At 55.3% G+C, this 25,256-nt stretch carries 22 protein-coding genes and 2 tRNA genes; 5 read left to right on the top strand and 19 right to left on the bottom strand.

Annotation, left to right across the window (positions count from 1 at the left end):
• Positions 1–25: 25 nt before the first annotated feature.
• The 7 genes from AL01_RS02315 to AL01_RS02345 all read right to left on the bottom strand — a co-directional run bounded on the left by AL01_RS02315 (position 26) and on the right by AL01_RS02345 (position 5,555).
• Positions 26–1,267: a lactonase family protein gene (locus tag AL01_RS02315; protein WP_077395642.1), complete on the bottom strand. Its 1,242-nt coding sequence runs from the start codon at positions 1,265–1,267 to the stop codon at positions 26–28.
• 118 nt (positions 1,268–1,385) lie between these two features.
• Positions 1,386–1,868, bottom strand: a complete 483-nt coding sequence (locus AL01_RS02320) for a DUF2147 domain-containing protein (RefSeq protein WP_077395643.1) — start codon at positions 1,866–1,868, stop codon at positions 1,386–1,388.
• Entirely contained in the window at positions 1,846–2,106 is a 261-nt protein-coding gene (grxC, locus tag AL01_RS02325) for a glutaredoxin 3 (RefSeq protein ID WP_077395644.1), read from the bottom strand. Before grxC ends, AL01_RS02320 begins: the two co-directional genes overlap by 23 nt.
• Positions 2,107–2,139: 33 nt before the next feature.
• Positions 2,140–2,892: a ComF family protein gene (locus AL01_RS02330; protein WP_077395645.1), complete on the bottom strand. Its 753-nt coding sequence runs from the start codon at positions 2,890–2,892 to the stop codon at positions 2,140–2,142.
• A gap of 77 nt (positions 2,893–2,969) precedes the next feature.
• A complete protein-coding gene (pgmG, locus tag AL01_RS02335) occupies positions 2,970–4,379 on the bottom strand; it encodes a phosphoglucomutase/phosphomannomutase PgmG (RefSeq protein ID WP_077395646.1) in 1,410 nt (469 codons plus the stop codon).
• A 16-nt stretch (positions 4,380–4,395) separates the two neighbouring features.
• Positions 4,396–5,265 carry a UTP--glucose-1-phosphate uridylyltransferase gene (locus tag AL01_RS02340; protein ID WP_077395647.1) on the bottom strand — a complete coding sequence of 290 codons (870 nt, stop codon included), beginning with the start codon at positions 5,263–5,265 and terminating at the stop codon, positions 4,396–4,398.
• Between the two features lie 204 nt (positions 5,266–5,469).
• Positions 5,470–5,555 (bottom strand) — tRNA-Leu (locus AL01_RS02345).
• An 84-nt stretch (positions 5,556–5,639) separates the two neighbouring features.
• On the opposite strand from AL01_RS02345, the gene lipB reads away from it, so the two are divergent.
• Positions 5,640–6,338: a lipoyl(octanoyl) transferase LipB gene (gene lipB, locus AL01_RS02350; protein WP_408735427.1), complete on the top strand. Its 699-nt coding sequence runs from the start codon at positions 5,640–5,642 to the stop codon at positions 6,336–6,338.
• Here lipB and AL01_RS02355 read toward each other — a convergent pair.
• Both AL01_RS02355 and AL01_RS02360 read right to left on the bottom strand, forming a co-directional pair.
• Positions 6,322–6,954, bottom strand: coding sequence for a LolA family protein (locus AL01_RS02355; RefSeq protein ID WP_077395648.1), 633 nt, complete (start codon positions 6,952–6,954; stop codon positions 6,322–6,324). The two genes, lipB and AL01_RS02355, sit on opposite strands and share 17 nt — an antisense overlap.
• A complete protein-coding gene (locus AL01_RS02360) occupies positions 6,951–7,250 on the bottom strand; it encodes a BolA family protein (RefSeq protein ID WP_193791524.1) in 300 nt (99 codons plus the stop codon). The genes AL01_RS02355 and AL01_RS02360 overlap by 4 nt, the downstream gene beginning before the upstream one ends.
• Before the next feature lie 125 nt (positions 7,251–7,375).
• Between AL01_RS02360 and AL01_RS02365 the strand changes: the two genes are divergently transcribed.
• The 4 genes from AL01_RS02365 (at position 7,376) to AL01_RS02380 (ending at position 11,879) form a co-directional block, all read left to right on the top strand.
• Positions 7,376–7,987, top strand: a complete 612-nt coding sequence (locus AL01_RS02365; RefSeq protein ID WP_077395649.1) for a J domain-containing protein — start codon at positions 7,376–7,378, stop codon at positions 7,985–7,987.
• 144 nt (positions 7,988–8,131) lie between these two features.
• A complete protein-coding gene (locus tag AL01_RS02370) occupies positions 8,132–9,100 on the top strand; it encodes an AAA family ATPase (RefSeq protein ID WP_077395650.1) in 969 nt (322 codons plus the stop codon).
• 5 nt (positions 9,101–9,105) lie between these two features.
• On the top strand, positions 9,106–10,929 hold the full coding sequence (locus AL01_RS02375; RefSeq protein ID WP_077395651.1) for a cobaltochelatase CobT-related protein: 1,824 nt from the start codon (positions 9,106–9,108) through the stop codon (positions 10,927–10,929).
• A 53-nt stretch (positions 10,930–10,982) separates the two neighbouring features.
• Positions 10,983–11,879, top strand: coding sequence for a hypothetical protein (locus tag AL01_RS02380; RefSeq protein WP_077395652.1), 897 nt, complete (start codon positions 10,983–10,985; stop codon positions 11,877–11,879).
• A 46-nt stretch (positions 11,880–11,925) separates the two neighbouring features.
• Here AL01_RS02380 and dnaE read toward each other — a convergent pair whose 3' ends face one another.
• The 10 genes from dnaE to lon form a co-directional block, all read right to left on the bottom strand.
• The gene (dnaE, locus tag AL01_RS02385) at positions 11,926–15,354 is read right to left on the bottom strand and encodes a DNA polymerase III subunit alpha (RefSeq protein ID WP_077395653.1); all 3,429 of its coding nucleotides are present in this window, start codon (positions 15,352–15,354) and stop codon (positions 11,926–11,928) included.
• Positions 15,355–15,402: 48 nt separating this feature from the next.
• The gene (locus AL01_RS02390; protein WP_077395654.1) at positions 15,403–16,101 is read right to left on the bottom strand and encodes an ABC transporter ATP-binding protein; all 699 of its coding nucleotides are present in this window, start codon (positions 16,099–16,101) and stop codon (positions 15,403–15,405) included.
• Entirely contained in the window at positions 16,094–17,341 is a 1,248-nt protein-coding gene (locus AL01_RS02395) for a lipoprotein-releasing ABC transporter permease subunit (RefSeq protein ID WP_077395655.1), read from the bottom strand. Before AL01_RS02395 ends, AL01_RS02390 begins: the two co-directional genes overlap by 8 nt.
• Before the next feature lie 2 nt (positions 17,342–17,343).
• Positions 17,344–18,660, bottom strand: a complete 1,317-nt coding sequence (proS, locus tag AL01_RS02400; RefSeq protein ID WP_077395656.1) for a proline--tRNA ligase — start codon at positions 18,658–18,660, stop codon at positions 17,344–17,346.
• 11 nt (positions 18,661–18,671) lie between these two features.
• Positions 18,672–20,330: a ribonuclease J gene (locus tag AL01_RS02405; protein ID WP_077395657.1), complete on the bottom strand. Its 1,659-nt coding sequence runs from the start codon at positions 20,328–20,330 to the stop codon at positions 18,672–18,674.
• 54 nt (positions 20,331–20,384) lie between these two features.
• A complete protein-coding gene (locus AL01_RS02410; RefSeq protein ID WP_077395658.1) occupies positions 20,385–21,182 on the bottom strand; it encodes a type III pantothenate kinase in 798 nt (265 codons plus the stop codon).
• Between the two features lie 10 nt (positions 21,183–21,192).
• Positions 21,193–21,942, bottom strand: a complete 750-nt coding sequence (locus tag AL01_RS02415; protein ID WP_077395659.1) for a biotin--[acetyl-CoA-carboxylase] ligase — start codon at positions 21,940–21,942, stop codon at positions 21,193–21,195.
• Positions 21,943–21,960: 18 nt separating this feature from the next.
• Positions 21,961–22,035, bottom strand: a tRNA-Val gene (locus AL01_RS02420).
• Between the two features lie 92 nt (positions 22,036–22,127).
• A complete protein-coding gene (locus AL01_RS02425; protein ID WP_043559910.1) occupies positions 22,128–22,415 on the bottom strand; it encodes an HU family DNA-binding protein in 288 nt (95 codons plus the stop codon).
• A 128-nt stretch (positions 22,416–22,543) separates the two neighbouring features.
• Positions 22,544–25,147 (bottom strand): endopeptidase La, encoded by a 2,604-nt coding sequence (gene lon / locus AL01_RS02430; protein WP_077395660.1) that lies wholly within the window; start codon positions 25,145–25,147, stop codon positions 22,544–22,546.
• Positions 25,148–25,256: the final 109 nt, after the last annotated feature.

The raw sequence follows: 25,256 nt of genomic DNA on the forward strand, positions 1-25,256 counted from the left end.
TTGCTCTATCGACCTCTGAAACTGATCAGGAATCAGCCACCATAAAAGCGAAGGTCGTCGGGCTACCAACAGCAGTAAAGTGATTGGTGAAGACCGGCTTGCCTGTCTCACGGTCCACACGGAAAGCCGTGACGGAGTCAGACCGCTGGTTGGCACAGAACAGGAATGTCCCGCTCGGGTCGAACATCATAGCACGACCGTAGTCGGCATGCATCCAGACCTCATCCTCCAGCGTCAACGTACCATCCATGCCCACAGAGAAAACGGCCAGAGAGTCACCCAGACGGTTGGAAACATACACAAACCGCCCACTCTCAGCGAGGAGGATCTCAGCCGCCAGCGTAGAGCCCCGGAAATGAGACGTTACAGTGCTGACAGACTGAATCTGCGTAATGGCGCCTGTCTGCGGGTCAAACTTGGACACCACAACCTTAGAATTCTGTTCACAGAGGTTGTACAGCACACGGCCTGAGTGATCGAACACGAAGTGACGCGGTGCAGAACCCGGCTCCATCTCATAGAACGGTGTTTTGGCCGGAATCAGCTTCCCTGTGGCCAGATCAAGCGTCCAGACATAGACACGGTCCAGCCCGGCATCATCCACCAGAACGAACTTGCCGCTCGGATCGGTCGCAACCATGTGCGGATGAGCGCCAGAGTGGTCGGAAACAGCGAAATTACCTTCAGGATTATCCGCAGCACGCTCCGGCTGTTTCGGGCCGCTATTACGGACAACATCTGTTGCCTTACCCAAAGAGCCATCGGCATGAATAGGCAGAACAGCTACGCTGCCGCCCACATAGTTAGCGACTAGCAGATACTTCCCGGATGGATGGACGCTCAGGTGAGCCGGCACAGCCCCGCCGGAGCTAACACTATTGATCTTAGCCAGTGTTCCGTTGCGTGTATCAACGGAGAACGCCGTCACAGAACCACTTCCGGTCTTATCAAAATCATCAATCTCGCTAAGAGCGTAAAGGAACTTCCGGTTACGGCTCAGCGTAATGAAAGACGGGCTGGGAATGTCCATAAACGTGGCGACCGGTGTCAAAAAGCCGGTATCACGATCCATCTCAAAAACAGAAATCCCCTTGCCGTTGCCTGCGCCACCTGGAGGGGCATGTTCCGTATAGCCACCAACAAAGCACAGAATACGGGGTAGCGGTCCCTTCTGGGCCTGAGCTGCTCGCAAAGGCGACAGGGCCGTAGCAGCCCCCAGTCCGGCAAGCCCCAGAGCAAACTGACGCCGGGAAAGATTCTGTGACATAGTGTAGTTATCCTCCTTCAACTTCACCCCTATGGGAAGAACGGAGTGACGCTACCAAAAAACACCGTCCCCCATAAGAGTTATTCGCAGTTTGGAGGCAAAATGACATGGAAGCCAATCACTTTACCTTCATGCGGCACTGCTTACCGATTACCGGATTTGCGATACGGCTCCATGTCTGCGTCTCACCAAATAAGCTGAGGCCAACATACCCACGCAACTTCAGGGTATCCCCCTTCCCGGACCACATGATGGCCTGATATGTCCGGCCAGTCCTCGGGTCCAGAATCGTACCATGCCACTGCCCGCTCTTATGGCGTTGCATGTTGCTGATGATCTCCAGCCCACATTCCGAACGGCCCCAGACATCCTTCTCCGGTTCGGCCTCCGTATAATCCATGCCGACCAGCCAACCACAGAGGCGGTCACCATCCGATGGGCAAGAAGCAATGTTAAAAATCCCATCCTTTTCCGCCACCAGCCACATTCCCTCAAGGTTGGATGGTGTTCGGGCTTGCCCCTGCGGAACCGCCATAACAGCCCCGACAAGGACAAGAAGGGATAGTGAGAGCCTCTTCTTAACGATGCCCAAGAAGCGCATCAAGCTGCCCGTCCTGCTCCAGCTGCATGAGCTCACTGCACCCTCCTATGGATTTCCCATCAATGAAAATCTGGGGCACCGTTGTTCCCCCGCCTGAACGCTCCCGTGCTGTCTCCCGCTCGGCAGAGCCACGAGGGGCATGGATTTCCTCAAAAGGTGCGTTCTTGGCCTGAAGTAGGCTGATAGCCCGGACGCAATACGGGCACCCCGGCTGCGTGTAGATTTCGACTTTTGACATATAACAGTCCTTTCTGATCCAGAAGGCCGGATGTCACGTCAATGTCACCCGGGCTGTTACAAGAATATCTACCGAAACGCATTCATGCTCAAGTAATGCTTTCGCACAGGCCTCAGCCGTGGCGCCGGTTGTCAAAATATCATCAACTAGCACGACAGAACGGCCGCGTAATAAATCCCGGTAACGAGGCCGCACTGTAATGGCACCAGCCATCTGCTGGTACCGACCATGTCGGGAACGCCCTGCAAGAGCAACCGTCTTGAACCGGCGATGCAAAGCGGTCGGGTAACAAGTAAGGCCTCTTCTACGGGCTAGATGGTTCGCTATCAATGCCGCCTGATTGTAGCCCCTCTGCCACAAACGCCCACGATGCACGGGGACAGGCACCAATACCACCGCCCTAGACATCAGCAGATCATCACCTGCTTGCGCCATAAAAGAGGCCAAGGCGGCGGCACGTTCAGTCCGCCCCCCATATTTCAGCCCCATGAGAAGAGTGCGTGCCTGTCCTTCATACAAAAAAGCCGCTCGCCCTCTATGCCATGCCGGCGGACGGATCTCACACTCCTTACAAAGTGCCCCACGTTCGGCCATCTCTTCTTGCGTGATGGGTACAGCGCACACATCGCAAAAGGGAGCGTGGACAAAGCGAAGCCCTGCAAAACAGCTTCCACACAGAAAGCCACCATGAACGGCTATTTCTGCACCACACGAAACGCAACTGGGCGGAATGAGCCAGTCCAGCACATTCCGCCCAAGCTGTTTACCTCTACTAAGCCAGTCCATCTCTTAGAACATCAGCCATCCCTAGCCGGGGAAACACTCCCCCGGCTATGAACGCATACGGCCCGGACACACTGTAATCAGTGCCCAGCGGCTGCGGCCTCAAAGTCAGGCGCTTGAAGCCCAGACGCTTCCAGCTGACTAACAAAAGCCTTTTTCAGGCGGGCCAACCCCTCATGGGACTGTGCCTCGATACGCCCAACAAGAACTGCCTGCGTATTGGAGGCACGGAGCAACCACCAGCCATCAGCCGTATTCACCCGCACACCATCCACAGAGGAGACATCAGCCCCTTCCTTTTTCAGACGTTCTGCAACTTCCTTGATGACATCGAACTTGCGTGTATCCTCACAGGGGAAACGCAGCTCCGGCGTATTGACCATCTGTGGCAGGGCCTCTCGCATGTCGGCCAGCGTGCCGGGCAGACGAGCTACGATACCAAGAATCCGGATTGCCCCGTACAGCGCATCGTCAAAACCGTACCATTTATCAGCAAAGAAGATATGCCCGGACATCTCACCTGCCAGAGGAGAGGATGTTTCCGCCATCTTGCTCTTAATGAGAGAATGGCCAGTCCGCCACATAAGCGGTTCACCACCAGCCTTGCCCACTTCATCGAACAGAACCTGACTAGCTTTAACATCCGCAATAATAGTGGCACCCGGATGTCTCTTCAGCACATCACGAGCGAGTAGAACCAGAATCTGGTCGCCCCAGAGAATCTCACCCTTGCCATCTACAACGCCGACACGGTCTGCATCGCCATCAAAGGCCACGCCAATATCGGCCTTCTTTTCCCGAACCGTCTTGATCAGATCCTGAAGATTGCCCTCAACAGTTGGGTCAGGGTGGTGATTCGGGAATGTCCCGTCAATCTCGGGATACAGTACCGTATGCTCACCCGGCAGCTTCTTCACCAGACGTGCCAGCACATCACCAGCAGCGGAGTTACCATTATCCCAGACGACTTTGAGCGGCTTTTCACCGTCATAGTCCTGAAGCAGACGCTCAATATAAGCCTCGGAAGGATCGATCGTTTCGACCTTTCCCTCTGCCTTGGGCACAACATCCCCTGCGGCTGCCAGACGGCCAACTTCACGAATCTGCTCACCAAAGAATGGCTTGCCCTTCAACATCATCTTAAAGCCGTTATGGTCGGGCGGATTATGGCTGCCGGTTACCATAATGGCACCATCGGACTTCCCCGTAACAGCCGCATAATAGAGCATGGGGGTCGGCCCACGCCCGACACGGCGCACTGTCACACCGGAATCGACAGCCCCCTGAACAAGGGCCTTTTCCAGCTCCGGTGAAGAAAGGCGGCCATCATAACCGACCGTCACCACACTTCCCCCATCACGGCGGATCATGCTCGCAAAAACACGCCCCAACGCATAGGCATCCTCGGGGTGCAAGGTTTTGCCCACAATGCCACGGATGTCATACTCGCGCAGGCTGGTAGGCTCAAAATGATGCTTAAACCCGGTCATGACCTTACATCCTCTCTCAAAGATATTTCTTCAGGAAGGCACGGACATCACCGGCCAGATCGTCACGCTCCAGAGCCATAGCGATCTGCGCCTCAAGGAAACCCAGCTTGCTGCCACAGTCAAAGCGCGTGCCCTCATAACGCAGACCATGGAACGGCACCTTGCCAATCATCTCGGCCATGGCATCCGTCAGCTGGACTTCACCACCAACACCCTTCTTCAGGGCAGACAGAGGCTTGAGAACATCAGCCGTCAGGACGTAACGGCCGATAATAGCCAAATTAGATGGTGCAACGGCCGGGTCCGGCTTCTCAACAAGCCCCTTGACCTCTACCTTGCGGCCATCATCCTCACCGATTTCCAGCACGCCATAACGGTCTGTCCACTCTTTGGGAACCTCATCAACCGCCACGACATTGCCGCCTGTCTGATGATAAACATCAGCCAGCTGGGCAACACAGCTACGCCCACCCTTCACGATGTCATCCGGCAGAAGAATGGCGAAAGGATCATTCCCGATGAAGTTACGGGCACACCAGATGGCGTGACCAAGCCCAAGCGGCACCTGCTGACGAACCGCCACAAGAGACCCTGCCTCTACGCTGCTGCTTGAAAGAGCCTCGATAGCAGACGTCTTCTGACGTTCCCGCAATGTGCTTTCCAGCTCATAAGCAATATCAAAATAATCAATCAAATTGTCCTTACCGCGAGCCGTAACCAGACAGAACTCCTCGATACCAGCAGCGCGAGCCTCATCAATGGCGTACTGGATCAGAGGCTTGTCCACGACAGGCAGCATCTCCTTCGGCATAGCCTTTGTCGCCGGGAGGAAACGGGTCCCCAGGCCTGCGACTGGCAAAACAGCTTTTTTCAATGGCTTGATCATCTGAGCTCTCTCTTCAATTCAAGATATACCAACGCACTACGGCTCCCTCTTAGGGAATGCAGGCCGCAGGGCAAGGTGTAACCCAAAGTACATCTCGGATACAGAGTCTATTCCGATACCGACAATCAGTTTTTTCTGAAAATGACGTAACATGGTGTTTCAACCATGTTAACTAACCATCTCTCTACCTATCTAGGGAGAGTATGGTGCGGCCGAGAAGACTCGAACTTCCACGGGGTTTCCCCCACAAGCACCTCAAGCTTGCGCGTCTACCATTCCGCCACGGCCGCCCCGTGGTTCGCAGTCTCGTTTCCTCGTCTGAGGCGTGACCGCTTCGGTGAAATGGCCTATAGCCCATCAAAACAGAGAGGGCAATGGTCATGACACAGTTTTATAAAGAAATTATCTGGCAGACGGATAAAAAACTCTGCCCCTACCCGGAAGCTCTCGCTTTCATGCGCCAGCAAGTCGAGGCCATACATCGTCAACAAGCGCCCCAACGTATCTGGCTGACAGAGCACCCACCCCTTTATACGGCAGGCACCTCGGCCAAGGCTGAAGACCTCATCAACCCACATAATTATCCGACCTTTGAGGCTGGGCGTGGGGGACAGTGGACTTATCACGGCCCGGGGCAGCGTCTCGCCTATATCATGCTGGACTTAACACGCCAGCACGGCCCTCTCCCCCCTCGAGATATCAGGGCATTCGTCCAAATTCTGGAACTTTGGCTCATTATGAGCCTTCAGGACATGAATATTGACGCCTTCACACGGGAAGGACGCATTGGTGTCTGGTGCTTTGATGCTCAAACTGGACAAGAAGCCAAAATCGCCGCTCTAGGAATCCGCGTCACACGCTGGGTTAGCTGGCACGGCATCTCGCTGAATGTTTCACCGTCACTTAGTGATTTTGAGGGAATCATTCCTTGCGGCATCCGTGACTATGGCGTGACCAGCCTACAACGCTTCAACCCGTCCCTGCACATGCAGGAGGCCGATGCTGCTCTTCTGAAGAACTGGACAAGCCTGTTCGGCCCGCCAGCTCTGCCTTCCGCTACTCCGGCAGGATGAAGCTATCTTCAGAAACGGGCTGATTCTCCTGCACATCGAACAGGGAAAGACCAAAATGATGATTCCGGGCATCAACACCCTGTATGCCTACGAGTGTCAGCTTACCATGCACATCTGCAAACTGGAGGGTCAGCAATCCTTGAGAAGGATTGTTGGCCTCCGCTACGGATATCTGAATCGATTCAGCACCACGGGAGACGTTGGTAACCTGAATATCCCCATCGAAGCTGACCGGACGACGGAGCAACAACCCAAGCGGATTTCTCTTGAGGGATAGGTGCGTTACCGCACCATTATCGGCATTACGCAGGACAAAATGTCCATCCCGGGCCACGGCCCGCATGGCATGGGGCACTTCGTACACCATCTCGAAGCGGCCGGGCGTATAAGTGAAATGCCCATCACCCTGCTGGGCTGGGCCGGTCTGCACAAATGATGCCTGCAAAGAGGTCAACCCGTTGAGATAACTTTCCACCCGGTGGATGTCGTGCTGGTCATTCGTGACCAGATGATCATAACCGGATGTAGCACATCCTGTCAGACCTACAGCACCCAGCGGACCAGCCACCACACCCACCCAGAGCAGCAGGCTACTGGCAATCATACGCCGCTTCATGGCTGGTTTTCCCCTTTCAAAGACAGAGAGAGAGCGTGAAGTCCTGTCTTAAATTCTTCAGCTAGAAGGTCATGCACAAGCCGGTGTCGGACCAGAGTTTTCATACCGTCAAACCGACTGCTGACGACATGCAGGTGATAATGTGTTTCGCCTACCTGCGCTGGTCCTCGGCTCTGCTGAGCCTGAGTCTGCATGGCAGCATGGTGACGATGACGGGCACTATCATCCCGAATTTCCAGCACGGAGGGATGCAGAGCATCCTCTAGCACCGCCTTTATGCGGTCGCCTCTTTTCATTGGTTCTCTTCCACGCTTATTTACAGAGTTACAGGCTCCGTCTGTCATATTCATAACAGGAATCTTTCTCTCCTGAGAGAAAGGATGCTTGCATCCATGCCAGACCTCCCCCCATATCGTCCATTATGCAATGCAAACCACCCAGACATAAAGCCTTTGCACCGGACCCGGACGCTCCCCAGCAATGCTGCGACCATCCGGATTGTGACAGGCCAGCAGGTTACCGTGCTCCCCGTGGGCGGGATAATCTGCGCAGCTATTACTGGTTCTGCTTAGAACATGTCCGCCAGTACAACGCCAACTGGGACTACTACCGAGGCATGACACCGGGGCAGATTGAACGCCACCTGCGGGAAGATACCTCATGGCAGCGTCCTTCATGGAAAATGGGAACCCCAGGCCACGATTCCGCGCGCGCATCCTTCGCACAGGATGATCTGCATGACCCGCTGGATATCCTGAGAGGGTACAAAGCCCGCACCTCTCGAGAGGCCGAAACGAGGCAGCATGCTCCCGCCGCCCTGCGTGAGCCGCTAGCACAGCTTGATCTTGAGTGGCCGACTACGCTTGAGATTGTCAAAACCCGCTATCGTGTTCTCGCCCGCCGCTATCATCCAGACGCCAATCAGGATGATCCCCGAGCCGAAGAACGCTTCAAGGTCATCGGTACGGCTTATGCATCATTGCGGGATCATCTCACCCATAGCATGGAGCAGGAAACTGCCGATGTCGGATAGCTGCCCTGCCTCTACTTCCTCTTTTCATGACCGGGTGATTGTGTAATCGTACTTACCCGGTCCTTAATAGGACAGACAGTTCTCTAATAGGACAGACAGTTCTCTGATTGTCCATACCACCTTACTAATGACAGGAATCATGTCATGGCTCTTCCTTCATCACAGTCCCTCTCCGAAACACTGCCCCAGACACCTGATAGTCTGAAATCCGCCCGGGAGCTGTTCGGGCTTGATCTGGACCTTGAAGTGCCTGTCTGGTCGCAGAAGACCGACCATGTCCCTGACATCGACCCAGCCTATCAGTTCGACCGGGACACAACCCGTGCCATCCTCGCTGGATTCATGCACAACCGCCGCGTGCTGGTTCAGGGGTTTCACGGTACCGGGAAGTCCTCCCACATCGACCAAATCGCCGCACGGCTGAACTGGCCCTGCGTCCGCATCAATCTGGACAGCCACATCTCCCGTATCGACCTCATCGGCAAAGATGCCATCACGCTGGAAGACGGCAAACAAGTCACGGAATTCCGTGAAGGACTTCTGCCATGGTGTCTTCAGAATCCATGTAGCCTGATCTTTGATGAATATGATGCCGGACGTCCCGATGTTATGTTTGTCATTCAGCGTGTTCTGGAAACTGACGGCGCCCTGACGTTGCTGGACCAGAACCGTGTCATCCAGCCACATCCCTCTTTCCGCCTCTTCGCCACGGCCAATACGGTTGGTCTGGGCGATACGACCGGGCTGTATCATGGCACACAGCAGATCAATCAAGGCCAGATGGACCGTTGGAACATTGTCACCTCCCTAAACTATCTGCCCAAGGAACAGGAAATCCGCATCATCAAGGCCAAGATGGGCGATGCTCTGGAGGAAACCCTCATCGGTCAAATGGTGGAGCTGGCAGACCTTAGCCGTGCTGGCTTCATGAACGGGGATATTTCCACCGTGATCTCCCCTCGGACGGTTCTCTCGTGGGCTGAGAATATCAGCATCTTCAAGGATGTGCCTTTCGCTTTCCGTCTAAGCTTCCTCAATAAATGTGACGAAGCCGAACGCAGCATCGTAGCTGAATATTATCAGCGCTGCTTCAACGCCTCACCATTGGGTTAAGTCTGATGTCTGATCCGCACGAACTCTTCCGCAAGGCAATATTTGCCACGCAACGCGCCCTGAGTGGTCATCAGGATGTCCCTATGACGCCCGCTCTGGCCTCTCTGGAGCGTGCGGCTCTAACCCCTGAGGATAAAACTTACATCCGGGGTGCCACGGATGCCGTGGCTCTGCACCAACGCCACCATGACCCGAAGAAGCGCATCACCATTCCCGATGCTCAGACCCAGACCATCACTGACAACATGGAACAGGCCCGCTGCGAGGTTTATGGTGCCCGCCATATGGCTGGGGTTCAGGCCAATTTAGAGGATTATCTGGGGCGGCGTCTCCATGCCCTCAACAGTGCGAAAATGATTGAACGGGATGACATGCCCGTTCCCCTCGCATTGGAGCTCCTCACACGGGAAGCCCTCTCCGGCCGGAAATTACCCGAGAACATAACCGGCCCCGCATTGGAGCAATGGCGTCAGTCTCTCAGCCCTAAAGCCCGTGAAGCTCTGGCCAAACTGGCTGACGTACAGAATGACCAGACACTCTTCAATCAGGCCTCCCAGCGTTTCGTGAAGGCCCTCACCACAAAGGAGAGTGACGAAAGAACGGAAGAGCCTGACCCTTCAAAATCCCGTGGGCAGAGCCAGGATGACAACACGGAAGGTGAATCTTCCGCTCCTGATCCACAAGGACAGGACGAAGAAGACGGCAGCACAGACGATACTCAGGCAGCCCTGAGTGATGATTCAGACGACTCTGCTAGCCCAGACGGTTCATCGTCTGATGAAATGGAAGCAATCCTAACAGAAGGCGAAAACGGGTACGAACAGCCTGCTGGTCCATCTGCCCAACCTGAAGAAGAAAGAGAATGTCCCGTAAAGGGTCTAGGGGGCTATCACGCCTATACGCAGGAATTTGACGAAGAGGTCCACGCTCATGACCTCTGCGACCCTACCGAACTAGACCTCCTCCGGGAAAAGCTGGATGAGCAGTTGCAGCAAACACAGGGCTTTGTCTCCCGTCTGGCCCACCGCCTGCAACGTAAACTGCTAGCCCAGCAACAACGGCATTGGCATTTTGATCAGGAAGATGGGATTCTTGATGCCGCACGCCTACCCCGTATCATCAGCAATCCTTCCTTGCCCCTTTCCTACAAGCAGGAGGGCGATACCAATTTCCGTGATACGACCGTTACGCTGCTCATCGATAACTCGGGCTCCATGAGGGGACGTCCGATTACGACCGCCGCCATTTGTGGGGACATTCTGGCCCGCACATTGGAACGTTGCGGCATCAAGGTCGAGGTTCTGGGCTTTACAACCCGAACATGGAAGGGTGGCGAGAGCCGGGTGAAATGGACGCAAGCAGGCAGACCACCAGAGCCGGGTCGCCTGAATGACATCCGCCATATCATCTATAAATCAGCAGATACGCCATGGAGACGAGCCCGGCGCAATATCGGGCTGATGTTGCGAGAAGGGTTACTGAAAGAAAACATCGATGGTGAAGCCCTGCTTTGGGCATGGAAACGCCTGAAACACCGCCCAGAACATCGCCGCATCCTCATGGTTATTTCCGATGGGGCGCCGGTGGATGACAGCACCTCCTCCGCCAATGGTCCTGAATATCTGGACTTGCACCTCCATCGTGTCATCCATCAACTGGAGAATGACCATGCTGGGGAGCTGCTGGCCATCGGTATCGGGCATGATGTCACACGCTATTACGCTAACAGCGTGACCATCAGTTCCGCCGAAGACCTTGGCGACACGATGGTTGCCCAACTCACTGCCCTGTTTGCACCACCTACTACCCGAAAAGGGCGGAGGGGATAATTTTCCCTCCCCCATTGCCAGACCTTTCAGACTCCGCCACTCTTCGAGGCATTATGCTACATCATCCTGCCCGTTTTCTCCGTATGCTAGCCAGTACAGCTGGTTTCTCCCTACTGGCACTAGGCGGTCTGACTACCCTGCCTGCCGCCTCGGCTGATACATTGCCGCACCTTTCAGCAGAATGTTTCACCTACTCTCCCGGGCAGGTCATCAAAACTGGGCATGGTGTCACGATCAAAGGCATGCAGGCCGAGCTAACAGGTACCCAGCACCGCATCTCGGTCACCTCCACCACAGCAGTTGATCACAAGAAGAAATTGGATGCAGCCGCCCTAACCCGCCTCAATGCGGCGGTCGCTTATGCCGCACTGACGGCTTATCACCGGGGCATGACAGATGTTTGCTCTACCCAGCCTCTGCCAGAAATAGAAGAAGTAAAAAATACCCTGCCAGAACTACACTGGGCCGGCATCACCATGACCCGTCCAGACCGGGTCTCCACGGCCAGCTCAGCGCATGTCAATGTTCTCAGCACCACGCCGACCATTCATGTCGTATTCTCTGCAGAGGGCCTTCATTCAGCTGGGGCGATTCTGCTTCCCCCTGCCCTCTCTGGCGATGTCAGCTTCGTACCCGCCGCAAAACCACCTTATCATCTGACCATTAACAGCCTTCAGACCGCTATCAATGGCAGTGATATAAAGGGGTCGGGAACCGTTGTTGCTGGCGAGGGGACCAAGAACCTCCAAGCCAATATCCACCTCTCCATTGGTCGAATTGGCAAGATGATTTCTCAAGTCCACCAGCTAGCACCGGCCAAGATCCAGGCAGCCTTAACTATTGCCCGCATTTTTAGCAAGGACGAGCCAGACCATCATGTAGGTTGGCACATCAGCGTGAATAAAGGGACCATCACGGTCAATGGTATTAGTATCCCCATCGCATTCTAATGCCTAATGCGAAAAAGTCCCGCCTCTCTGGCGGGACTTTTCTTTTTCAAACCTGTTCCAACTTTTTGATCCCCTCCAACGTGTGCATCTGCTCAGCCAGACGGGGCGTAACACGGTAGAAACCTGGTAACCTGATCTCAATAGCCTGTGTTTCCTCAACTGTCGGCAACAGCACAACACGCCCTTGCCCGCCTCGGACATCATTCAGCATGTCATGAAGGGGGGACAAAGCGACCTCATTATCAATCCAGATACGCAACTCCCCTTGCTCATTGGCAGCTGCTGTTTCTAGGTCCTGCACGCTATTCGCCGTGATACGCAGGGCGTCTCCATCCAGCTTCAATTCCGCCTGCACGAGTACAGCCTGACCCGCCACAAGCAAATCCCGGCAGCTCTGCAATGTTTCGGAAAATAGCGTGACCTCACAGCCGCCGGTAGCATCCGTCAGTGTGACCCACGCCATCTTTTTGCCTGTTTTTGTGGGACGCTCCTTTTTGTCCACCACACACCCAGCAATAGAAACACGCATCACGCCTTCATGCGCCTTGCTCTCCAACTGAAGGGCTGGCGTAATCCCCAATCGGCGCAACACCTGCTTATAGGCATCCAACGGATGGGCGCTCATATGAAAGCCGATAACGCTGGCCTCATGGGAGAGCCGCTCAAAATCTGGCCACGGACGAACCTTCTTCAACCGCAAAACTTCCCGTAAGCTGCTATCTACGCCACCGCCAAAAAGCCCCGCTTGTCCTACTTCCTTCTCCTGTGCACGGGACTGCGCCCGGCGCAGAATGATTTCCGCACTAGCAAAAACCGTGTGACGGTCCGGCTCCAGACTCTCGAAAGCTCCTGCCTTAGCCAGACTCTCCATCTGTATCTTGTTGATGTGCCGGGAATCACACCGTTCTGCAAAATCGGTCAGGTCACAGAATGGCTTCCCTCCTCGGTCCCGCACCAAACCTTCCATCGCTACGAACCCAACCCGCTTGACGGCAGCCAGAGCGTAACGGATGCCCAGCTGTCCATCTTCCATTTTCTCAATGGAAAAATCGGCCTGCGATTTATTAATGTCCACCGGCAGGACGGGAATCCCCATCCGCCTAGCTTCCTGACAAAGAGCCGCCAGCTTTTCTGTCTTTTCTCGTGCCAGAGACATACAGCCTGCAAGGAACGCCACTGGATGGTTCGCCTTCATCCATGCTGTCTGGTACGAAACAAAGGCATAGGCTGCTGCATGGGATTTATTGAACCCATAATTGGCGAATTTAGCCATGAGGTCGAACACCTCTTCGGCCTTCTCCGCTGTAATGCCCCGCTTCGTAGCACCTTCGCAGAAGATGGCTCGCTGCTTTTCCATCTCCGAGGCGATCTTCTTACCCATAGCCCGCCGCAGCAGGTCAGCACCGCCCAGACTGTAGCCGGCCATCTTCTGGGCAATCTGCATCACCTGTTCCTGATAGACCATAATGCCGTAGGTCTCTTCCAGGATTGGGCGGATCTCCTCATGCGGCGGTTCCCACGGTGCACCGTGTTTGCGGCGGCAATATTCGGGAATATTTTCCATCGGGCCGGGTCGGTAGAGCGACACACCGGCGATCAAGTCTTCCAAACGACTGGCCGCCATCTGCTTGAGCATGTCCCTCATACCCGCCCCTTCGAACTGGAACACGCCCGCCGTGTCCCCACGGGCCATCATCTCGAAGGTCTTTTTGTCATCCAGCGGAATATGGGAGAGGTCCACCTCCTCACCCAACTGCTTCAGGAAATCGACACCCCGCTTGAGGATGGTCAGCGTCGTCAGCCCCAGAAAGTCGAACTTAACCAGCCCGGCTTGCTCCACGAACTTCATGTTATACTGGGTAACCAGCATCTCACTTCGTGGATCGCGATAGAGCGGCACAAGCTCTACAAGATCACGATCACCGATCACTACACCAGCTGCATGGGTCGAAGCATGACGGTACAGCCCTTCCAGCTGCAGGGCGATTTCCAGAAGGCGGCGGATCATCTCATCCGTATCCCGCATCTCCTGCAGGCGAGGCTCTTCCTCAATAGCCTGTGCCAGAGGGGTCGGCTTAGCCGGATTATTCGGAATCAGCTCCGCAACACGGTTGACCATACCGTAAGGCAGGCCCAGCACACGCCCCACATCGCGCACGGCTGCCTTGGCTTGGAGCTTCCCAAAAGTGATGATCTGCGCCACACGTTCATGGCCATATTCGTTCCGAACATAGCGAATGACCTCATCTCGCCGATCCTGACAGAAATCGATATCAAAGTCCGGCATGGAGACACGTTCAGGATTCAGGAACCGCTCAAACAGCAGCCCGAACGGAATAGGGTCAATATCCGTGATGGTCAGCGCATAGGCCACCAGCGACCCTGCACCAGACCCACGCCCCGGCCCTACTGGAATATCATGTGCTTTAGCCCACTGGATGAAGTCCGCCACAATGAGGAAGTAACCGGGGAAGCCCATATCGGCGATGATTTTTAGTTCGGTTTCTAACCGATCCTCATACTCTGCCCGATGGGATTCACCGTCCTTCATAACGGCCAGTCGCTTCTCCAGCCCCTCCCACGCCATGGCCCGCAGGGTTTCTTCTTCTGTACTCCCCTCACGAACCTTCGGGCAGACCGGCAAAAGTGGCTTGCGGGTATTCACCGCTACGGCACAATGGCGGGCAATTACCAACGTATTGTCACACGCTTCCGGCAGGTCGTGGAACAGCTTCCGCATTTCCTCTGGCGTCTTGAACCATGCCTGAGGGGAGACACGCCAGCGGTCTTCCTCCGCCATGGTGCGCCCCTGTGCAATGCAGAGCAACGCATCATGCGCTTCATGAAGTTCCGGCTTTGGGAAGAAACATTCATTGGTTGCCACAAGAGGCAAGTCCAACTCATCCGCCAGAGCGATTAGCTGCGGCTCGGTGATCTCCTCTCCGGCTTCATCCAACCGGTTAATCTCAACCGCTACATAGCCCTCAAACGCTTCCTTGAAACGCTCAAGCATCTGCTTTGCAGCAACCTTCTGCTCCCCTAGCAAAAGCCGGTTAATCGGCCCCCGGTTGCCACCTGTCAGCAGAAACAACCCGCTGGCACGGCTGCACAGCACATCCAGCGGCATGGACGGATCGGCCGAATCTCCATTCAAAAAGCCCTGCGTGGAAAGATATTGGAGATTCTCCAGCCCTTCTTCTGTCCGGGCTAGAACGACCAGCGGCTCCGCTGGGACACCGGGCCTACCCGAAGCTGATGGCAAGGCCAGCTGGCACCCAATGATGGGCTGCACACCGGCCTTGCGGCAGCTCTGGGAGAACTCCAACCCACCAAACATGTTGCCGCTATCCGTCAGAGCCACGGCAGGCATGGCATTCTTTTTCGCCAGCTCTACAAGTTCGGAGACACGGATCGCTCCCTGACTAAGGGAGTAAGCGGAATGATTGCGAAGATGAACAAAGCTGGCATAGGACATGGACTATATTTACCATGCTCCCACTCCAGTTCGGAATAGAAAACACCCCTATTCCTGAAAAGGAATGATCCGCCCTTCATACAATGTGACAGTACGGTCCATCGCTGCGGCCAGAGCTTCATTATGAGTAGCGATCAAAGCTGCTACGCCTTCTTCCCGCACAACACGCATCAGCTCAGTAAAGACGAGATCAGCCGTCTTTGTATCCAGATTGCCCGTCGGCTCATCAGCCAGCAGCAAACTGGGCCGATTTGCCAGTGCACGAGCAATCGCCGTCCGCTGCTGCTCCCCGCCAGACATACGCCCCGGCAAGGCCGCCAATCGATGAGACAAACCAAAACGGCCCAACAGGTCTTCCGCACGCTTCCGAGCCTCGGCGGGTTTCACGCCTGCCGCAAGCTGAGGCAGCATGACATTTTCTACGGCCGTAAATTCCCTCAACAAATGATGAAACTGGTACACAAAACCGATTTCATCCCGCCGCAGAGCTGTACGCCCCGCCTCGCCCAGTTTGGACGTAGACTGCCCTTTAATGAAGACCTCACCCCTATCAGGGCGCTCTAGCAGGCCAGCCAGATGGAGCAAGGTAGATTTACCCGTTCCGCTTGGTGCCACAAGCGACACCAACTCACCGCTCTTCAGGGCGAAGTTGGCCCCCCGTAGGATATGCAGCTCTTCATCACCGGAATGAAAGGACCGCCCCAGTGCTTCAAGCGTTAAAACTGTGGTCTGCTTTGTCTCACTCATGCCGCAGAGCCTCCACCGGGTCGGTCTTTGCCGCACGCCATGAGGGATATAGCGTAGCCAACAGCGAGAGAACCAATGACAGCACGGCGACTTCCACGACCTGCGACCAAACTAAGCGGGCTGGGAGCCGGGCAAGAAAATAAACCTCTGGATTGAACAGGTCCGTACCCGTTAGGGATTCCAGCACGTGTCGGATCCGCTCGATATTCAAGGCGAAGCAAATGCCTAGCCCTGTTCCCACAACCGTTCCCACCACGCCAACGGATGCCCCGCACATAAGGAAAATCCGCATCACACTGCCCCGACTGGCCCCGAAGGTCCTTAGCACAGCAATGTCCCGTGTTTTGTCCTTAACCATCATGATGAGCGAGGAAATCACGTTAAAGGCCGCCACAAGAATGATGAGCGTGAGAATGAGGAACATCACATTCTGTTCCACTGTCACGGCATCCAGAAAACCATTGGCACTTTGTGTCCAGTCCAGCACCTGAAGACGGGGATCATTCAAGGCCTCCGTAATCTGACGGCTGATAGGTCTGACATGCAGCGGGTCGGACGTGCTGACCTGCATCAACGAGACCCCATCTCCCATCATTAGGAATTTCTGGGAGGCCGCCAACGGCATGAGAATGATGTTGCTGTTATAATCATTCCAGTTGGCATCGAAGATCACAGCCACATGCAGTTTCCGCACTCGTGGCATCGTGCCGAATGGTGTGGCCTGCCCGTTGGGAGACAGGATGGTCAGTGGCGAACCGACATGCAGGCCAGCACGCTCGGCCAGCGTAACCCCCACGGCCACAGCAGAATCACCCTGGAAGTCATCCAAACTGCCTTCCATGATTCCATCACTAAGGGCTTTCCAGCTCCGCAAGTCATCCTGCGCCAGCCCTTCCAGCATGGCACCCGTGGAATAACGCCCCGCTTCTGCAAGGACCGTGCCCTGCGTCATGGGCAGAACCTGCGTCACACCGGGAACCTTCCGGATCAACGCCGCATCATCCTTGTATTCCCGGATGACCTGCCCATAGGCATAGACGTTCAGGTCCCCATGCAGACCGAGAATCCGCCCCATCAGATCGGCCTTAAAACCGTTCATCACGGCCATGACGATAATGAGCGTCGCTACCCCCAGAGCGATCCCAACAAGGGAAAAGAGCGCAATGACGGATGCAAAGCGTTCTCCCTTACGGGCACGCAAATAGCGCAGGGCAACTGTCCGCTCAAATCGCCCGAACATGATCAGGCAAGCCCCAGTTTCGCCAGAGCCTCATCCAGAGGCAGTTCGCTCCGCTCGCCGGTAGCACGATGCTTCAGCTCCACCATGCCTGCCTTAGCCCCACGGGGACCGACAATGATCTGCCACGGATGACCCATCAGATCGGCATCATTAAACTTCACACCAGCACGGTCGGAGCGGTCATCATAGAGCAGGCCTTCTGGGTCACGGCTATAAATGCTCTCGCAAAGCTGGTCACACAATGCATCACCGGGACGGAGATTGAGTAGAGCCGCACGATAGGGAGCCACTTCTTCCGGCCAGATAATGCCAGCGTCATCATGGGAGGCCTCAATGATGGCCCCAACCAGACGGGACACCCCGATACCATAAGACCCCATATGAGGATGCAGAGGCGCACCATCAGCACCACTCACTTCTACCCCCATAGATTCGGTATATTTCGTACCGAAATAGAAGATGTGACCAACCTCAATCCCACGGCCACCACGGCGGCGATCTTCCGGCACGTTCTCCCATGTGGAAAGATCGTGCTTTTCATCCGTAGCAGAGTAAGTCGTCTTTACGATCTCACGCAGCTTCTGGAGGTCCTCCTCCTTCTGCGGATCGAGGCCGATGCTATCCCAGTCGATCTCATCCCAGCCAGCATCATAAAAGACCTCGCTCTCCCCAGTCGGGGCAAGAACGAGAAATTCGTGGCTGAGTTCACCACCAATCGGCCCCGTATCGGCTGCCATCGGCACGGCCTGTACACCCAGACGGCGGAAAATCTTCAGATATGACAGCATGATGCGGTAATAGCTCCGCACAGCATCATCGTAAGAGAGATCGAAGCTATAACCGTCCTTCATGTAGAATTCACGGCCACGCATCACACCGAAACGAGGGCGGATCTCATCCCGGAATTTCCACTGGATATGATAAAGCATCTTCGGCAATTCACGGTATGATTTTACCGTACCGCCAAAAAGATCCGTCACCATTTCCTCATTGGTCGGACCGTAGAGCATCTCACGATCCTGCCTATCCTTAATACGCAGCATCTCCGGGCCATAGGCATCGTAACGACCAGAACGCCGCCATAGCTCGGCCGACTGAACGGTTGGCATCAGGATTTCCTGCCCGCCAATCCGGTCCTGCTCCTGCCGCACAATGTTAGCAATATTCCGCAGGACACGCAGACCTGCGGGCAGCCATGTATAAATGCCCGATGAGGACTGCCGCACAAGGCCAGCCCGCAACATCAACCGATGAGAGGCAATCTGCGCCTCCGCCGGAACTTCTTTCAGAGTGGGCTGGAAAGCCTGACTTAACCGCATGTTCTTTTTCCTCAGACGCGCAGGAGATGGACATCAACCAGCGGACGCTTCCGCAACTTCCGGCCTAGAGCCCGACGCAGGGCCGTGCGTGCTGCATCACGGAACGCCTGATCATCCTGCCGGAATTCATCGGGAATCTCATCAATGGCATACGCAAATTCTTCACGAATACGCGTACTTTCAGGGTCATCCCGCTCCAATAGGCCCGGCGCACTGATGCGAGGCTCCCCGATGACGTAACCTTCATCATCCACCGCAAAGCTGGCCAGCACCATACCGTTAAAGAGCATCCGGCGACGGGCAGCCAATACACCACCCGTCATAGGCAGGAGGCGATCACCATCTAGAGCCAACAGGCCCGTTGGTGCCGTATCGACCACCTCGACCGGTCCCGGCCCCAGATTGAGGATATCACCATCTTCCAGCAACACAGCCTCTGCGCCACATTCACGGGCCAACGCCCCATGCGCCGTCAGATGGCGCCATTCCCCATGTGTAGGGATGCTGTAACGGGGCCGGACCAGACTGTAGAGGTGACGAATATCACCACCAGTTGCATGACCGGATGTATGCACCATGCCATCTTTATCCGTCAGGACAGTTACGCCACGGCGGGTCAAGTTATCCTGCACGGTCATAACGGCCTGCTCATTCCCCGGAATGACACGGGAACTATAAATGACCGTATCCCCCTCACCCAGCGAAATCGTAGAATGAGTATCACAGGCAATGCGAGACAGGGCAGAACGTGCCTCACCCTGACTACCTGTAATGATCATCAACAGATTCTCATCCGGAACATCCTTGATGTCATATTCCGTCAGGAAGGGCGGCAGGTCCGAGAAATAACCACATTCACGGGCTGCGGCTTCCAGATTGCGCAAGGAACGCCCAACCACCATGATCTCACGACCAGAGGCCAAACCAGCCTTAGCGATGCTCTCCACACGGGCAACGTTACTGGCAAAGCATGTCACGGCGACACGCCCTTCCAGCTTTGCAATCATTTCCGTCAAACCAACACGAACATCGGCCTCAGACTGGGAACGTCCTTCCTTCATGACGTTTGTGCTGTCACCCACCATTGCGAGGACACCCTCATCACCCAGCGCACGGAACGCATCCTCATCCGTTACTGGGCCAACCAGTGGTGTCGGGTCCAGCTTCCAGTCCCCCGTATGGATAATAATACCATGAGGAGTGCGGATGGCCACGGACTGGGCTTCCACAATGGAATGGGTCACCGGAACGAACTGAAGATCAAACGGCCCCACATCAAAGCGGGAACCCGGCATGATAATATGAATGACGACCTGATTCTGAAGGTTCGCCTCGCTCAACTTACGCCGCAGCACAGCCGCAGTGAATGGGGTGGCATAGACCGGACAACGAAGCTGCCGCCAAAGATGGGCCACAGCCCCCACGTGGTCTTCATGAGCGTGAGTGATGACCAGCCCGTGCAAACTCTCCCGCCGCTCGGCAATGAATGTCGGGTCGGACAGCAACACATCAGCTTCCGGTGTATCATTACCAGAGAAGCCAATACCGCAATCAATAGCCAACCAATGTTCTTCTCCATCCTCACGTAGGCGATAGAGATTGAAATTCATGCCAATTTCGCCCGTCCCCCCAAGTGGAAGGAAGGCAAAATCACTCTTTTGTTCTGTCATAAACGCATCATATCCTGTTCAAGCGTTATCAGGGTGCCCGAAGGCGGTATGGGCCTATTGCCCGGAAAAATCGGTAATGAAACGATCCCTATTCTGCTCGGCCAGAAGACGCAGTCCTTCCAGCGTGAGGTCAGGGGCCACTTCATCAAATAACGTCGTCCCCTCAGAGAAGAGCGGGGCCAGACCGCCCGTTGCCACAACTCTGGGGCTCTCCTGCATTTCACCAGCAATGCGGTGAACAATTCCTTCGACCAGTCCCACATAGCCCCAGAAGAGGCCTGATCGCATCGCAACACTCGTGCTGCGGCCTATTGCTTCCACAGGTCGCCCGACACTGACACGGGGCAGCCGCGCCGCCGCCTGATGCAGTGCATCCATCGAGAGATTAACCCCCGGGGCAATCGCTCCACCGCAATAACGGCCCTGAGCATCGACAACATCGAACGTTGTCGCCGTTCCAAAATCCACAACCACCAACGGGCCGCCACCATAAAGCTGACGGGCAGCAAGGCCATTCAACAGCCGATCCGCTCCCAACTCCGCTGGGGTATCCACCAGCACATCCATGTGCCAGTCCAGCTCATCATTAGCCACAAGAGGCTCCACATGCAGCCAGCAACGGCATAAACGCCTCAGATCATACAACGCAGCCGGAACTACCGTCCCAATAATGGCCTGCGTTATACAATCCGGGCTCAGTCCTACACGCTCCATCAAGCTGAGCAGCCAGACAGCGTATTCATCCGCCGTTCTACGGTCATCTGTCGAGATACGCCAGCGGCCTACCCATGTCCCGCCATCATGAATGGCAAAAACCACATTCGTATTGCCAGCATCAATGACGAGCAGCACATCTCCTCCCTTACTCACAGATCACATCACCCGTCACAACCGAGGTTACAGTACCACCGTCCAGTGCAAGCAAAAGATGTCCCTGCGCATCAAGCCCGGCAAATTGTCCTGTCTCTTCCCTACCATGCCTTCGAAGGATCAGTCGAGTGCCCAGAGGGTGGGCACGCTGCATCCAGCCATCCCATACCACGCTCTGCCCCTCATGCTGCCAACGTTCCATCCAGCTATCAAAAGCCTGCACGATGGCTCTGGCACAGGCTGGTGCTTCCGGTGGCGAGCAATATTCAGCCAAGGCTGCCAGGTCTCGACCTTCAACATGCGGAGCCATACGCAAGTTCGCTCCCATGCCGATCACTGCCCAACTGGTGGCCTCTCCCCCTGCACTCGTCAGAGGGCCGGTCTCAATTAAAATACCGGCCATCTTGCGACCAGACAGCAACAGGTCATTCGGCCATTTCAGCCTTAATATGGAAGGATTCTTCTCGGGTAGAGCCGCAGCAGCAACCAGCCCATCATAAAGGGCCAACCCTACCAAATATGGTAGAACGCTACGCAGATTCTGATTCTCGGAAAAATGAAAAAGGAAGGAAAAAGCCAAATTTCCTTCGCCACTATCCCAATTACGCCCTCGGCTCCCGCGGGCAGCACTCTGTCGCTCTGCTATTACAGCCAGCCTATCTCTTTCGCCGGCTTCAGCCCGTTCCCGACAGAGGTCGGAAGTGGATGCCAGCGTTTCATATTGTTCGAAACGCCAGGTCATAGAAAACTTAATATAGGGTGGTGGGCAATGACGGGATCGAACCGCCGACCCTCTCGGTGTAAACGAGACGCTCTACCGCTGAGCTAATTGCCCGCCCCGAGTTATATGCAAAAGCACCTCGAAGCGCAACAGGGAATTATCATTTTTTTCAAAAAATTATCTTCCCCGTTGCTACGATGCCAGCCTTACTTGCTGACAGCGTCCTTCAGGCCCTTGCCCGGCTTAAAGCGCACGGACGTGGAGGCCGGAATATCAATCTCTTCGCCAGTGCGCGGATTGCGGCCCTTGGCAGCCTTACGAGTGGCTGTCACGAAGCTGCCAAAACCTACCAGGCGAACTTCCTGCCCCTTAGCAAGGGTCTTCTCGATGGTGCCGAACACGGCATCCACGACATCACCAGCCTTCGCCTTAGGAAGATCTGCAGCCTCGGCAACAGAAGCAATGAGTTCCTGCTTGTTCAGAGGTTTCTCCATGGTAAGCCTTTCCAATGGTTGGGTGAGACGGCCCCAGAAAGGGGCCAGAATCACATATTGCAATTTACATCTGCACTATGAAGCGGTTTTCGTCCGCGTCAACAGCCGGAGGGCAAGAATACCCCCACTTAGTGCCGAATTGAGCGAGAAATTCCTTCCCCGTTCACTTTCTTGCCGCTTCTGCCCGCCACCGGCCCTGTTGCCAAGGCTCTGGGCGGTTCTGTCAGCGCAACATTCAGCACCTCATCCATGTGCTGTACAGGGATGATCTCTAGGCCTTCCTTCACATTCTCCGGGATCTCGGCAAGGTCTTTGACGTTTGCCTCCGGGATCAGAACCGTTTTGATCCCGGCCCGAAGAGCTGCCAGTAGCTTCTCTTTCAGCCCGCCGATCTCCAGCACACGGCCACGCAGGGTCACCTCCCCCGTCATGGCGACATCATGCCGGACCGGGATACGTGTCAGAACGCTGACTAGAGATGTCGTCAGTGCTGAACCGGCTGAAGGACCATCCTTGGGCACCGCACCTTCCGGCAGATGCACATGAACATCCGTCTTCTCCAGCACGGCAGGATCAATCCCGAATGTCTCAGCACGGGACTTCACATAAGAAAAGGCCGCAGAGACACTCTCCTTCATCACGTCACCGAGCTTACCAGTATGACGGATCGTCCCCTTACCCGGCATGGTCAGACTCTCGATGGTCAATATCTCACCACCCACCTGTGTCCATGCCAGACCGGTCACAATCCCAACCTGATCTTCCTGGTCTGCCTCGCTATGACGGTAACGTGGCACGCCGGCGTAGGTCTCCAATGTTTCTGGCGTAACCTCGATCTTATTCACGGTGCCAGACAGAATCTCACGCACAGCCTTGCGGGCTAGACGAGCGATCATCCGCTCCAGACTACGCACCCCTGCTTCCCGTGTGTAAGAACGGATAAGGGCCAGAAGCGCTTCATCGGTTACATGCCACTCATCGGGACGCAGGTTATGTTCCTTGGCCTGTTTGGCAAGAAGGTGCCTTTTGGCAATTTCCAGCTTTTCCTGCTCCGTATAGCCAGACAGACGGATGATCTCCATACGGTCCAGCAACGGCTGCGGCATATCGAGGGAGTTAGCCGTCGCAATAAACATGATGTTCGAAAGATCATATTCGACTTCGAGATAATGATCCCCAAACGTGTTGTTCTGCTCTGGGTCCAGCACCTCCAGAAGAGCCGAAGACGGATCACCACGCCAATCGGAGCCGAGCTTGTCCACCTCATCCAGCAGGAAGAGCGGATTATTCACCCCAGCTTTCTTAACGCCCTGAATAATCTTACCGGGCATGGCTCCAATATAGGTCCGCCGGTGACCACGTATCTCGGATTCATCACGCATACCACCAAGGGACATACGGACATATTTCCGCCCCGTCGCTCTGGCGATGGACCGGGCCAGAGAGGTCTTACCAACACCCGGAGGGCCAACCAGACAGAGAATCGGGCCTTTCAGCTTCTTGGCGCGGCTCTGGACAGCCAAATACTCCAGAATACGCTCCTTGATCTTCTCCAACCCGTAATGATCGGCCTCCAGAACATCCTCGGCTTTCTGAAGAGACTTGGTCAATCTGGACTGTTTCTTCCACGGCAGAGCGACCAGCCAATCCAGATAGCTGCGGACTACTGTACCCTCAGCAGACATCGGGCTCATGTTCCGCAGCTTCTTCAGCTCACCACGGGCTTTGTCCTTGGCCTCTTGGCTCAGGCCCTGCGTCTCGATCTTTTCTTCGATCTCACCGAGTTCATCACGACCATCTTCACTCTCACCCAGCTCCTTCTGGATGGCCTTCATCTGCTCATTGAGATAATATTCCCGCTGGGTTTTCTCCATCTGCTTTTTCACACGGCTGCGGATACGCTTCTCTACCTGAAGCACATCGATTTCCGCTTCCATGCCGGCAAAAATACGCTCTAACCGCTCCTCAACAGAGAGGGTCTCCAAGAGTTCCTGCCGCTCAGGAATCCGCAAATTAAGATGGCTAGCAATCGTATCTGCCAAACGGGAGGGGTCTTCCAGATGGCTGACGGAGGCCAGAACCTCTGGGGCGACTTTCTTGTTCAGCCGGGCATAATCCTCAAAGCGTTTTACAGCAGAGCGGGCCAGTGCCTCACGCTCTCCCTCCCGAGCACCCAGCTCATCGGGAAGATCCTCCACAGAGCTCTGAAAATACCCGTCCTGCTCCTTCAACTCGACCAGACGGACACGACGCATCCCTTCCACCAGCACTTTTACAGTGCCATCAGGCAGTTTCAGCAGCTGAAGAACGCTGGCAACCGTCCCAACACGGAAGACGTCATCAACGGTCGGCTCATCCTTGCCTACATCTTTCTGAGAAACAAGGATGATCTCACGGCCATCCTCCGGCATCTGGTCCAGAGCATGGATAGACTTTTCACGTCCCACGAAAAGGGGGACGATCATATGAGGGAAGACAACAATATTCCGCAAGGGCAGCACAGGCAGGACAGGCCGCTGCTCTTTTTTACGAGCCACCTTTTTTTCAGTAGCGGCCTTTGCCGGCTGCGCCTTACTAGCAGCTACCTTTTTACGTGGTGCCGTAGTCTTGCTCGCTTCGCCTTTAACAGCATTGGAAGTCGTACGCCGTGTACGCCCCGCATTTCCGCCGCCGGAAGTCTTCGTATCGGCAGTCTTGCGGCGACTTGTTTTTGGTTTCTTTTCGTCACTCATGCTTCAGGATCTCCATAGCGGACGATCAAACCCACGCCGCCCTATAAAAATGGCACGGCGAGGGTTCTTTCAATTAATGTCTCTATGTGGGGTATCAAGGCATAAGGGA

The organism is Bombella intestini, from assembly GCF_002003665.1.
In the GTDB taxonomy this organism is placed as follows: domain Bacteria; phylum Pseudomonadota; class Alphaproteobacteria; order Acetobacterales; family Acetobacteraceae; genus Bombella; species Bombella intestini.